Source organism: Streptomyces sp. LS-MS-L19 (assembly GCF_058382285.1).
The window spans coordinates 2,613,374-2,625,807 of record NZ_JBYCLL010000001.1 but is presented as its reverse complement, the minus strand read 5'-3'; the positions used below and the strand labels follow the sequence as shown (position 1 = coordinate 2,625,807).

General features: G+C 70.9%; 13 protein-coding genes. 10 read left to right on the top strand and 3 right to left on the bottom strand.

All coding sequences use genetic code 11. The features are described 5' to 3' along the window. Positions 1-8: 8 nt before the first annotated feature. On the bottom strand, positions 9-1,805 hold the full coding sequence (locus AC2XR2_RS11625) for an AMP-dependent synthetase/ligase (protein ID WP_330267498.1): 1,797 nt from the start codon (positions 1,803-1,805) through the stop codon (positions 9-11). 335 nt (positions 1,806-2,140) lie between these two features. On the opposite strand from AC2XR2_RS11625, the gene AC2XR2_RS11620 reads away from it, so the two are divergent. From AC2XR2_RS11620 to AC2XR2_RS11595, 6 genes are all read left to right on the top strand, one after another. Further along, a complete protein-coding gene (locus AC2XR2_RS11620) occupies positions 2,141-2,896 on the top strand; it encodes a metallophosphoesterase family protein (RefSeq protein ID WP_381304275.1) in 756 nt (251 codons plus the stop codon). 91 nt (positions 2,897-2,987) lie between these two features. After that, the gene (locus tag AC2XR2_RS11615) at positions 2,988-3,428 is read left to right on the top strand and encodes an SRPBCC family protein (protein WP_330267499.1); all 441 of its coding nucleotides are present in this window, start codon (positions 2,988-2,990) and stop codon (positions 3,426-3,428) included. A gap of 187 nt (positions 3,429-3,615) precedes the next feature. Continuing rightward, complete coding sequence (locus tag AC2XR2_RS11610) at positions 3,616-4,773, top strand: ArsA family ATPase (RefSeq protein ID WP_491514974.1); 1,158 nt, start codon at positions 3,616-3,618, stop codon at positions 4,771-4,773. Between the two features lie 57 nt (positions 4,774-4,830). Continuing rightward, positions 4,831-5,304, top strand: coding sequence for a DUF5304 family protein (locus AC2XR2_RS11605; protein WP_491514973.1), 474 nt, complete (start codon positions 4,831-4,833; stop codon positions 5,302-5,304). 67 nt (positions 5,305-5,371) lie between these two features. Then, positions 5,372-6,325 carry an ROK family glucokinase gene (locus AC2XR2_RS11600; protein ID WP_007381458.1) on the top strand — a complete coding sequence of 318 codons (954 nt, stop codon included), beginning with the start codon at positions 5,372-5,374 and terminating at the stop codon, positions 6,323-6,325. A gap of 109 nt (positions 6,326-6,434) precedes the next feature. Continuing rightward, positions 6,435-7,142, top strand: coding sequence for an endonuclease/exonuclease/phosphatase family protein (locus AC2XR2_RS11595; protein WP_491514972.1), 708 nt, complete (start codon positions 6,435-6,437; stop codon positions 7,140-7,142). On the opposite strand, the gene AC2XR2_RS11590 is transcribed toward AC2XR2_RS11595, so the two are convergent. Further along, positions 7,139-7,741, bottom strand: a complete 603-nt coding sequence (locus tag AC2XR2_RS11590) for a hypothetical protein (RefSeq protein ID WP_491514971.1) — start codon at positions 7,739-7,741, stop codon at positions 7,139-7,141. The genes AC2XR2_RS11595 and AC2XR2_RS11590 overlap by 4 nt on opposite strands. Then, entirely contained in the window at positions 7,734-8,513 is a 780-nt protein-coding gene (locus tag AC2XR2_RS11585; protein WP_330267504.1) for an alpha/beta hydrolase, read from the bottom strand. Before AC2XR2_RS11585 ends, AC2XR2_RS11590 begins: the two co-directional genes overlap by 8 nt. 144 nt (positions 8,514-8,657) lie before the next feature. Between AC2XR2_RS11585 and AC2XR2_RS11580 the strand changes: the two genes are divergently transcribed. The 4 genes from AC2XR2_RS11580 to AC2XR2_RS11565 are packed head-to-tail and all read left to right on the top strand — an operon-like array spanning position 8,658 to position 12,434. Further along, positions 8,658-9,416, top strand: a complete 759-nt coding sequence (locus AC2XR2_RS11580) for a lysophospholipid acyltransferase family protein (RefSeq protein WP_330267505.1) — start codon at positions 8,658-8,660, stop codon at positions 9,414-9,416. A gap of 47 nt (positions 9,417-9,463) precedes the next feature. Further along, positions 9,464-10,681, top strand: coding sequence for a MacS family sensor histidine kinase (gene macS / locus AC2XR2_RS11575; protein WP_491514970.1), 1,218 nt, complete (start codon positions 9,464-9,466; stop codon positions 10,679-10,681). Further along, positions 10,678-11,352, top strand: coding sequence for a response regulator (locus AC2XR2_RS11570; RefSeq protein WP_381304260.1), 675 nt, complete (start codon positions 10,678-10,680; stop codon positions 11,350-11,352). Before macS ends, AC2XR2_RS11570 begins: the two co-directional genes overlap by 4 nt. A gap of 53 nt (positions 11,353-11,405) precedes the next feature. Further along, positions 11,406-12,434 (top strand): 6-phosphofructokinase, encoded by a 1,029-nt coding sequence (locus AC2XR2_RS11565; RefSeq protein ID WP_491514969.1) that lies wholly within the window; start codon positions 11,406-11,408, stop codon positions 12,432-12,434.

The following is a 12,434-nucleotide window of genomic DNA, read 5'->3' as shown; positions in this document are numbered from 1 at the left end:
GAGGCGTCCTACTTCGCGTAGATCGCCTCGATCTCGGACGCGAAGTCCTTCGCCACCACATTGCGCTTGAGCTTCAGGGACGGCGTGAGGTGGCCCGTCTCCTCCGTGAACTGGGAGGACAGAATGCGGAACTTCCGCACCGATTCCGCCTTCGACACCGCGGCGTTGCCGTCGTCGACCGCGGCCTGGATCGCCGCGTTCAGGTCCGCGTCCCCGGCCAGCGACGCCGCGGTGGAACCCGCCGGCTTGCCGTGCTCCTCGGCCCAACGACCCAGGAACTCCTCGTCGATGGTGACCAGCGCGCCCACGAAAGGACGCCCGTCGCCGACGACCATGCACTCCGCGACCAGCGCGTGCGCCCGGATACGGTCCTCGATCACGGCCGGGGCGACGTTCTTGCCGCCCGCGGTGACGATGATCTCCTTCTTGCGGCCGGTGATCCTCAGGTAGCCGTCCTCGTCGAGGGTGCCGATGTCACCGGTGTGGAACCAGCCGTCCTTCAGCGCCTCGGCCGTGGCGGCCTCGTTGTTCCAGTAGCCCTTGAACAGGTGCTCGCCGTGCAGCAGCACCTCGCCGTCGTCCGCGATCCGGATCACCGAACCCGGCAGCGGCTGCCCGACCGTGCCGATCTTCGTGCGGTCCCACGGGTTGAAGGCGGTCGCCGCACAGGACTCGGTCAGGCCGTAGCCCTCCAGGACCGTGAAGCCGATACCGCGGAAGAAGTGGCCGAGGCGCTCGCCGAGCGGGGCGCCGCCGGAGATGGCGTACTCGCCCTTGCCGCCGAGGACCGCGCGGAGCTTGCTGTAGACCAGCTTGTCGAAGGTCTTGTACTTGATCTTCAGGCCGAGCGACGGACCCGACGGGGTGTCCAGGGCCTTGCTGTACGCGATCGCCGTGTCGGCGGCCTTGTCGAAGATCTTGCCCTTGCCGTCCGCCTGCGCCTTGGCGCGCGCCGAGTTGTAGACCTTCTCGAAGACCCGCGGGACGCCGAGGATCAGCGTCGGCCGGAAGGACGCCAGTTCGTCGGTGAGCTGCTTGATGTCCGGGACCATGCCCAGCTTGATCGGCGCCATCATCGGCGCGATCTGCACGAGTCTGCCGAAGACGTGCGCGAGCGGCAGGAACAGCAGCACCGAGCACTCGCCGGTGCGGAACAGCGGGCGAAGGCGCTCCACGATGTTGCCGCACTCCGCGAAGAAGCTGCGGTGGGTGAGCACACAGCCCTTGGGACGGCCGGTGGTGCCGGAGGTGTAGACGATGGTCGCCGGGTCGTCGGCCTTCGCCAGCGAGCTGCGCTCGTCCACGGCCGCGTCGCTGATGTCCTTGCCCGCGCGGCCCAGTTCCTCGACCCCGCCGCCCTCGATCTGCCACACGTGCTTGAGCGCGGGCAGCTGCTCGCGCACCGACTCGACGGCCGCGCTGTGGGCGTCCAGCTCCACGACACAGGCGGTCGCGCCGGAGTCGCTGAGGATCCACTGGATCTGCTCCGGCGAGCTGGTCTCGTACACCGGCACGGTGACCGCGCCCGCGCTCCAGATCGCGAAGTCGAGCAGCGTCCACTCGTAGCGGGTACGGGACATCAGGCCGACCCGGTCGCCCGGCTGGACGCCGGAGGCGATGAGTCCCTTGGCGGCCGCGTGCACCTCGGCGAGGAACGCCGTGGCGGTCACGTCCTGCCACTGACCGCCCACCTTGCGGGCGATGACGGCGACGTCGGGATGCTGCGCGGCGTTTCTACGGACGATGTCGGTGAGATTGCCGTCCGCAGGGACCTCGTACAAAGCCGGAAGGCTGAACTCGCGCAAGACTGCTGCTCCTCATAGGGCGCCGGCGCCACGACGTTGTGTGATGCGACGGTCGGTCCAAGGCTCGGGCAGGTGCTCAGGATTTCAGTAATTGAATGCTGAGCACGACTGGACTGCCCGGACGTTACCCGCCGGTATGGCTTCTTCGACAGGGGGTCCCGACGAGATGTTCGCTGCGTCACACGGATTGGGGTTCTTGGCGCACAGTAGTCCACCTGCTTACTGACTGGCCAGTAACCGCAGGCCCGGCCGCCACTGTTCACGTATGCCGCACAGGCCTACTCTTGATCGTCATGGCACCCACACCGGCCGGAAACCGGAAGAAGCGCGTTCACGTGGTCAGTGACGTACACGGCAACGCCCGTGACCTGGCCAGAGCCGGTGAGGGCGCCGACGCCCTGATCTGTCTGGGTGACCTTGTCCTCTTCCTCGACTACGCCGACCACTCGCGCGGCATCTTCCCCGACCTGTTCGGGGTGGAGAACGCTGACCGCATCGTGGAACTGCGCACCGCCCGCCGCTTCGAGGAGGCGCGGGAACTCGGCGCCCGGCTGTGGGGCGGGATCGGCGCCGACCGGGGCTCGGTGATCGAGAAGGCCGTACGCAAGCAGTACGCCGAGATGTTCGCGGCCTTCCCGACGCCGACGTACGCCACGTACGGCAATGTCGATATGCCGCCCCTCTGGCCGGAGTACGCCGGACCCGGTACGACCGTGCTCGACGGGGAGCGGGTGGAGATCGGCGGCTGGACCTTCGGCTTCGTCGGCGGCGGCCTCCGGACCCCCATGCGGACGCCGTACGAGATCAGCGACGAGGAGTACGCGGCGAAGATCGAGGCGGTCGGCGAGGTCGACGTGCTGTGCACGCACATCCCGCCGGAGGTGCCGGAGCTGGTGTACGACACGGTGGCGCGGCGGTTCGAGCGGGGCAGCCGGGCGCTGCTGGACGCGATCCGCCGGACCCGGCCCCGGTACTCCCTGTTCGGTCACGTGCACCAGCCCCTGGTCCGTCGGATGCGGATCGGGGCGACGGAGTGCGTGAACGTGGGGCACTTCGCGGGGAGCGGGAAGCCGTGGGCGCTGGAATGGTGAGTCCGTCCGCGCGGTAGCCTTCACGCTGCACAGACGTGCGTACGCGTGCGTCACCCTTCCTCACCGGACCGTATCTGGAGGAGCCACGGCGATGGCGGAACACACCAGTTCGAGCATCACGATCGACGCTGCGCCGGCCGACGTCATGGCCGTGATCGCCGACTTCGCCCGCTACCCGGACTGGACGGGTGAGGTGAAGCAGGCGGAGGTGCTGTCGACCGACGCGTCCGGCCGCGCCGAGCAGGTCCGTCTCGTCATGGACGCGGGCGCGATCAAGGACGACCAGGTGCTCGGCTACACCTGGACCGGTGAGAACGAGGTCTCCTGGACGCTGGTGAAGTCCCAGATGCTGCGGCAGCTGGACGGGTCGTACGTGCTCAAGCCGGCCGGAGCGGGTTCGACCGAGGTCACCTATCTGCTGACCGTCGACGTCAAGATCCCGATGCTGGGGATGATCAAGCGCAAGGCGGAGAAGGTCATCATCGACCGGGCGCTGGCGGGGTTGAAGAAGCGGGTGGAGTCGGGGCAGTAGGGCTTCGCCGGTTCACTGTCGTCCGCGGGCCGGTGGGGGCTGATCGCGCAGTTCCCCGCGCCCCTGAGTGGGTGCGGTCGCGGCCTGCCTGGCTGTGACCCACTTGTCCGGGGGCGCGGGGAACTGCGCGACAAGCCCCCACCGGGCCGCAGTCGCAGGACGACCGCGTCCGTTACGGTTCACCCCTATGCGCACCATCCTGATCACCGGCCCCGGCGGCAGCGGTCGTACCACCGTCGCCGCCGCCACCGCGCTCACCGCCGCCCGCGCGGGGACCCGCACCCTCGTGCTGAGTGCCGACCGCACCGACACCCTCGGCGCGATCCTCGGTACGCCGACCGGCGCGACCCCCGCCCAGGTCTCCGAGAACCTCACCGCCTGGCGTCCCGACGCCACCGCCGGTTTCCGGGACGACCTCGCCGCGTTCCAGGACCGTGCCTCCAACGTCCTCGACCTGCTCGGCGCCTCCCGGCTGGACCCCGAGGAGGTCACCCCCCTCCCCGGCGCCGAGGAGCTCACCCTGCTGCGCGCCCTGCGCGACGCGGCCCTCTCCGAGCGGCACGAGCTGCTCGTCGTGGATCTGCCGCCCACCCCGCAGGCCCTCGCCCTTCTCTCCCTCCCCGAGGAACTGCGCCGCTACCTGCGCCGACTGCTCCCGGCCGAGCGCCAGGCCGCCGCCGGTCTGCGGCCCGTCCTCGGTCGGCTCGCCGGTGTCCCCATGCCCTCGGAGTGGCTGTACGAGACCGCCGCCCGCTGGGACACCGAACTCGGCGCGGTCGAGGCCGTCCTCGCCGACCGGCACCGCGTCGTACGGCTGGTCGCCGAACCCGGCCCCGCCGGCACCGACGCCGTACGGTCCGCGAGCCTCGCCCTCGCCCTGCGCGGCCTGCGCCCCGACACCCTGGTCGCCAACCGGGCCGTACCCGAGGAATGGCACCCCGGCCTGGTCGCCCAGCAGCGCAAGGCCCTGGAGGAGTGGCAGGAGTCGTACGACGTCCATGTCGTCCCGCACCTCGGCCACGACCCGCGCGGCACCGACGACCTCGAAGCCCTCGCCGTCCCCGGAGTCAACGCGACGCCCTCCACCGTCGAGTGGCCCGTCGTCGACCAGCTCGCCGAGGACGGCGTCCTGGTGTGGCACATCCCGCTGCCCGGCGCCATACGCGAGGAACTGGACCTGATCCGGCGCGGCGACGAACTCGTCGTCACCGCGGGGCAGTTCCGCCGGATCGTCCCGCTGCCCTCCGCCCTGCGCCGCTGCACCGTCGCGGGCGCCGCCCTGCGCGAGGGCGAGCTGCGGATCCGGTTCGCGCCGGACCCGGATCTGTGGCCCCGCACCCCGTGAACCACGTACGCCCATTCGGGTAACGTCGTAGGGACGAACCGTAGTCAGGAGTCCGTCATGAGCGAAGAGCTCCCCCCGTCCGACGCCGGGGAACACGAGGCGAACGACGAGGTACGGGCGACCGACGCCGACGCGTGGGCGACGGCGGCCGCTGAGGACCTCGCGGCGGAGAAGGCCCGCCGTCGCGCCCAGTACGGCCCGCCCCCGGGCTCGGCCGCCGAGGAACTGCGCAAGCTCGTCGACAACGTCGCGGAGAAGCTGTCCGGCATCCAGTCCCCGCTCCTCGGCGGCATCGCCGGACCCGCCGCCCAGCAGGTGGTCCGGCAGGTCGTCCAGCAGGCCAAGGCCGCGGTCGAGCCGGTCATAGAGCGCAACCCGGACGTCTTCGACCACCTCGCGGCCGCGGGCGGGGAACTCCTCGCCGCGTACCGCTCCGCGGTCCAGGCGCAGGAACAGCGCTGGAGCCGGCGGGACGACACCCTGCGCGACAAGGGCGATGACCCCGGTCCCGAGCGCATCGACTTGGACTGAAACCCTCTGACGGCAGGGCCTCGGGTACGGTTGACCGTAGCGGGGCTCGACCGAAACTGAGGGATTCATGGGACTCACCATCGGCGTCGACATCGGCGGCACGAAGATCGCGGCCGGCGTGGTCGATGAGGAAGGCAACATTCTCTCGACCCACAAGGTGCCGACTCCGGGCACGGCCGAGGGCATCGTGGACGCCATCGCCTCGGCGGTGGAGGGCGCCCGTGCCGGGCACGACATCGTGGGCGTGGGCATCGGTGCGGCCGGATACGTCAACCGCCAGCGCTCGGAGGTCTACTTCGCGCCCAACATCCACTGGCGCAACGAGCCGTTGAAGGAGAAGGTCGAGACCCGTGTCGGCCTTCCGGTCGTCGTGGAGAACGACGCCAACGCGGCCGCGTGGGGCGAGTACAAGTTCGGCGCGGGCAAGGGCCACCGCAACGTCATCTGCATCACCCTCGGCACCGGCCTCGGCGGCGGCATCATCATCGGCAACAAGCTGCGCCGCGGCCACTTCGGCGTGGCCGCCGAGTTCGGCCACATCCGCATGGTCCCGGACGGCCTGCTGTGCGGCTGCGGCTCGCAGGGCTGCTGGGAGCAGTACGCCTCGGGGCGGGCCCTGGTGAGGTACGCCAAGCAGCGCGCCAACGCCACTCCGGAGAACGCCGAGATCCTCCTCGGGCTCGGCGACGGCAGCCCCGACGGCATCGAGGGCAAGCACATCTCCATGGCCGCCCGCCAGGGCGACCCGGTCGCCGTCGACTCCTACCGCGAGCTCGCCCGCTGGGCCGGCGCGGGCCTCGCCGACCTCGCCTCCCTCTTCGACCCCTCCGCCTTCATCGTCGGCGGCGGCCTCTCCGACGAGGGCGAACTGGTCCTGGATCCGATCCGCAAGTCCTACAAGCGCTGGCTGGTCGGCGGCAACTGGCGCCCGGTCGCCGACGTCATCGCCGCCCAACTGGGCAACAAGGCGGGCCTCGTCGGAGCGGCCGACCTGGCGAGAGAGCCGGACCCGATCATGTAACGGTGACTGTGCTCTTTCAGGGGCGCGGGGAACTGCGCGACCAGCCACAGACGACCGGCAGTCGCGCACGATCCCCCCGCCCCTCTCTCGTGGGCGTAGATTGATCCACATGGTTCCGGTCAAAGTCCTGAGCTACAACATCCGCTCGATGCGCGACGACACCGACGCCCTGGCCCGCGTCATCCGCGCCTGTGAACCCGACCTCGTCCTCATCCAAGAGGCCCCCCTCTTCTTCCGCTGGCGCAAGAAACTCGCGAGGCTGGCGTCGGCCACCGGGCTGGTCGTGCTCACCGGCGGCGGCACCGCCGCGGGACCGGCCATCCTCTGCCACCTGCGGGCGACGGTCGAACGCACGGAAGACGTCCTGCTCCCCCTCACTCCGGGGCTGCACCGAAGGGGCTTCGCCACAGCCGTCGTACGCATCGGCGGCGCCCGCCTCGGCGTACTGAGCTGTCACCTCTCGCTCCAGAAGGACGAGCGCTACGACCAGGCAGGCGCCCTCCTCGACCGCCTCGCCGGCATGGGCGTGGACCACGCGATCGTCGGCGGCGACCTCAACGACCGCCCCACCGGCGCCGCCTTCACCCGGATCGCCGCCAACCTCCAGGACTGCTGGGCGACCAACCCGCGCGGCGGCGAGCACACCTGGACCCACAGCGATCCCCCTCAGCGCATCGACGCCATCTTCGCCACCAAGGGCATCGAGGTGCTCGGCTGCGGAGTCCCCACGGACCTCCCCGGGATCACCGGGACAGACCTGAGGGCGGCCACCGACCATCTCCCGGTCCTGGCCACCCTCAACGTCCCCACGAACTAGACGACCGCGCCCCGCCCGGGATCGCCGTCGTCCTCGTCGTCCGTCCGCATCCGGGCCACCAGCGTGACGAAGCCGCCCAGGAAGCCGCCGATCCCGACCGTGGCCAGCCACCAGGTCATCTCCCAGCCCAGCAGCACCGCCACCAGCAGCAGGAGCGGCCCGCCCAGCACACCCAGCCACGCGAACTTCGCGGTGGTGTCGGCGGCGGGCAGCGGCGGCGGCTCCGGCGGCACGAAGTGGCCCTCGTCGTCCTCCTCGAAGTCGTCCTCGGAGGGCTCGGGGGCGCTGTAGTCGCGCGGTCCGACGCCCGGCGCGAAGGCGACGGAACCGCCCAGCGGCTTGGCGGGCTTGTCGTCCTTCTCCGGCTTCGGGTCCGGCGTCTGCTCGGTGGCCGTCGCGGTCGACTCGTCGTTGGTCTCCGTCTCCAGCAGCGCGAGATCCTCGACCGACTTGAACGGCTTGGTGCCCGGCGGGTCCTTCGGCTCCTCGCCGTACCCGGCCACGATGGCCGCCCACGCGGCCTCCTCGTCGAACGGGACGCCCTGCTCCTCCGGCTCGTGGCCTTCGCGGTCTTCGCGGTCGGAGTCGTGCTCAGCCACGGGCGGCCGTCCCTTCACTGCCGATGCCGGTGGTGTGCCGGCCGATGAACGCGAGGCTCTCGTCGAAAATCCGCTCCGCGTCATGGTCCAACGTCGCCACGTGGTAGCTCTGTTCCAGCACGATCTCCGTCACGTCCACGGACGACACCCGGCTCAGCACGCGCGCGGTGTCGGCCGCCGGCACCACGTGGTCCTGGGCGCTGCGCAGCACCAGCAGCGGCTGGGTGACCTGCGGCAGCTCGCCGTCGACCTGCCGGAAGAAGGTCCGCAGGGAGTGCGCCGCGTGCAGCGGCACCTTGTCGTACCCCAGCTCGACGCTGCCCTCCTTCTTGATGTCGCTGGCGATCCCGGGCGCGGTGCGCACGAAGTGCCGGGCCACGGGAAGGGCGTAGGGCGCGAGGCCGTGCATCCGGTTCGCCGGGTTGACGACCACGACTCCGCTCACCGCGTCCCCGTGCCGGGCGGCGAGCCTGAGGGCCAGGGTGCCGCCCATGGACAGCCCGGCCACGAAGACGGAGGTGCAGCGCTCGCTCAGGGCGCGCAGCTCGCGGTCCACCTCGGCGTACCAGTCCTGCCAGCCGGTGAGCGCCATGTCCTGCCAGCGGGTGCCGTGCCCGGGCAGCAGGGGCAGGGAGACCGTCAGGCCGTGGTCGGCGAGGTGCTGGGCCCAGGGACGCAGCGACTGGGGGGAACCGGTGAAGCCGTGGCAGAGAAGGACACCGGCCTCCCCGCCCTCATGGCGGAACGGCTCGGCTCCGGGGAGGACCGGCACCTAGGTCTCCTGTTCATGAAAGAAGCGTGAGCAAGTCCAGGTGTGGTTCACCGTACGCGACCGCACTGACACCGACCAGGGCCGTCGGTCTGTTTGACAGAGCTCCGGGTTAAGGTCTGAGCGACGGACACAGGAGGCACTCGGTTGTTGTACGGCACGATGAAGGTCGCCATCGGCGGGCCGCTGAAGGTCGCCTTCAGGCCCTGGGTGGAAGGCCTGGAGAACATTCCCGCCGAGGGTGCCGCCATCCTGGCGAGCAACCACCTCTCCTTCTCCGACTCCTTCTTCCTGCCGGCGGTCCTCGACCGCAAGGTCACCTTCATCGCCAAGGCCGAGTACTTCACCACGCCCGGCGTGAAGGGCCGCCTCACGGCCGCCTTCTTCAAGGGCGTCGGCCAGCTCCCGGTGGACCGCTCCGGCGCGCGCGGCGCCGGTGAGGCGGCGATCAGGAGCGGCCTCGAGGTGCTGGAGCGCGGCGAGCTGTTCGGCATCTATCCCGAGGGCACCCGCTCGCCCGACGGGCGCCTGTACCGCGGCAAGCCCGGCGGCCTCGCGCGCGTGGCGCTCGCCAGCGGCGCCCCGGTCATTCCCGTCGCCATGATCGACACCGAGAAGATCCAGCCGCCCGGCAAGGTCATGCCCAAGCTGATGCGCCCGGGCATCCGGATCGGCGAGCCCCTGGACTTCAGCCGCTACCAGGGCATGGAGCACGACCGGTTCGTGCTGCGCGCGGTGACCGACGAGGTGATGTACGAGATCATGAAGCTCTCCGGCCAGGAGTACGTCGACATCTACGCGACGGCCGCCAAGCGGCAGATCTCGGAAGCGGCCAAGGCGGAGAAGGCCGCCAAGGCGGCTGCCGCGAAGGCCGAGGGCGCCGAGAAGGACAAGCCCGACAGCTGAGCGTCCTAGGATCCTGGGACACGGCAGTCCGGCCGGGGGTGGGGGAGATGGCCAAACAGGTACGCGTCATGCGCATGTCCGTCGAGCAGCCGCTGTGGCGTGCCCTGACCGGATACCGCGTGCTCACCATGCTGTACGCGGTCGGGCTCTTCGCCACCGAGTACGACCAGTTCGACCGGCCCGGCATCGCCATCGTCTACTACGTCGTCCTGTGCGTGTGGACGCTCGCCACGCTGCCCCGCGTCCAGAACGCGGCCGCGTGCACCAAGGGCTTCCTCGCCGTCGACCTGGCCATCGCGCTCACCGGCATCGTCCTGACCCCGCTGGTCGTCGACCAGCACCACATCGACAGCGGCGGACCCACCCTGCCGTCGATATGGACCGCCGGTTCCGTCCTCGCCTTCGCCATCAAGGGCGGCTGGCGGTGGGCCGCGCTCGCCTCCACGCCGGTCGCCGCCGCCAACCTGATCGAGCGCGGCCACCCGGCCCGCGACACCGTCCACAACGTGATCCTCGTCTGGGTCGCCTCCATCGCCATCGGCTACGTCGTCGAGGTCGCCCGCGCCTCCGAGCGCACCCTCGCCCGCGCCCTCGAGATCGAGGCGGCGACCCGGGAGCGGGAGCGGCTGGCCCGGGACATCCACGACAGCGTCCTCCAGGTGCTCGCCATGGTGCAGCGCCGGGGCGCGGTCCTGGGCGGCGAGGCGGCCGAGCTCGGCCGGCTGGCCGGTGAGCAGGAGGTGGCGCTGCGCACCCTGGTCTCCGGCGGCCTGACGTCCGTGTCCCGGGTGTCGTCGGACGCGGCCCAAGGGGCGGTCGTACACGTCGTGGAGGACGCGTCGGACGACGACGGCCCGCTCGACCTGCGCGCCCTGCTCGCGCCCTACGCCTCGGCGAAGGTCTCCCTGGTCGAGCCCGGCGCCCCGGTCCCGCTGCCCCCGCCCGCCGCCCGCGAGCTGGCCGCGGCCGTCGGCGCCGCCCTGGACAACGTCAGGCAGCACGCCGGCGAGCACGCGCGCGCGTGGATCCTCGTCGAGGACGAGCCCGACGAGGTGATCGTCACCGTCCGGGACGACGGACCGGGCATCCCCGAGGGCCGGCTCGCCCAGGCCGAGGGCGAAGGGCGGCTCGGGGTGGCCCTGTCGATCCGGGGCCGACTGCGCGACCTCGGCGGCAGCGCCGAGCTGATCTCGCCTCCCGGACAGGGCACGGAGGTCGAGCTGAAAGTACCGAAGGTCTCACGGGGGAAGGCAGGACAGCGATGAACGACAAGGACCCGATCAAGGTGATGGTGGTCGACGACCATCCCATGTGGCGCGACGCGGTCGCCCGCGACCTGGCCGAGTCCGGCTTCGACGTGGTCGCCACCGCGGGCGACGGCGACCAGGCCGTACGCCGGGCCAAGGCCGCGGGACCCGACGTCCTGGTCCTCGACCTGAACCTGCCGGTGAAGCCCGGCGTCCAGGTCTGCAAGGAACTCGTCGGCCACAACCCGGCCCTGCGCGTCCTGGTCCTCTCCGCGAGCGGCGAGCACGCCGACGTCCTGGAGGCCGTGAAGTCCGGCGCGACCGGCTATCTGCTGAAGTCGGCGTCGACCGAGGAACTCCTGGACGCGGTCCGCCGCACGGCCGTCGGCGACCCCGTCTTCACGCCCGGCCTCGCCGGCCTGGTCCTCGGCGAGTACCGCCGCCTGGCCACCGACCCCGCGCCCTCCGGCGACCCCGACCAGCCCAAGGCCCCGCAGCTCACCGAGCGCGAGACCGAGGTGCTGCGCCTGGTCGCCAAGGGCCTGAGCTACAAGCAGATCGCCGAGCGCCTGGTGATCTCCCACCGCACGGTCCAGAACCACGTCCAGAACACGCTCGGGAAGCTGCAACTCCACAACAGGGTCGAACTCGTCCGATACGCCATCGAACGAGGCCTCGACGACGAGTGAGACGCGCGTCACACTGACCCTTCGTCAGGCACCTGCGGCGAAGGGAACTGTCCATGCGCGTCGGAGTACTGACCGGAGGCGGCGACTGCCCCGGCCTCAACGCCGTCATCCGGGCCATCGTCCGCAAGGGCGTACAGGAGTACGGCTATGACTTCACCGGCTTCCGGGACGGCTGGCGGGGTCCACTGGAGGACGCCGCCGTCCCCCTCGACATCCCGGCCGTCCGCGGCATCCTGCCCCGCGGCGGCACCATCCTCGGCTCCTCCCGCACCAACCCGCTGAAGCAGGAGGACGGCATCCGCCGCATCCAGGAGAACCTCGCCGCGCGGGAGATCGAGGCGCTCATCGCGATCGGCGGCGAGGACACCCTGGGCGTGGCGGCGGAGCTGTCCGACCGGCACGGCGTGCCCTGTGTGGGCGTACCGAAGACCATCGACAACGACCTCTCCGCCACCGACTACACCTTCGGCTTCGACACCGCGGTCGGCATCGCCACCGAGGCCATCGACCGCCTCCACACCACCGCCGAGTCCCACATGCGGGTCCTGGTCTGCGAGGTGATGGGCCGCCACGCGGGCTGGATCGCCCTGCACTCCGGGCTCGCGGGCGGCGCCAACGTCATCCTCATCCCCGAGCAGCGCTTCGACATCGAGCAGGTGTGCGCCTGGATCACCTCCCGCTTCAGGGCGTCGTACGCCCCGATCGTGGTCGTCGCCGAGGGCGCCATGCCGAAGGACGGCGACATGGTCCTCAAGGACCAGTCGCTCGACTCCTTCGGCCATGTGCGCCTGTCCGGCGTCGGCGAATGGCTGGCCAAGCAGATCGAGAAGCGCACCGGCAAGGAGGCCCGCACCACCGTGCTCGGGCACATCCAGCGCGGTGGCACCCCCAGCGCCTTCGACCGCTGGCTCGCCACCCGCTTCGGCCTGCACGCCATCGACGCGGTCCGCGACGGCGACTTCGGCAAGATGGTCGCCCTGCGCGGCACCGACATCGTCCGCGTCCCCATCGGGGAGGCCACGGCACAGCTCAAGACGGTCGATCCCAAGCTGTACGAAGAGGTGGGGGTGTTCTTCGGCTGA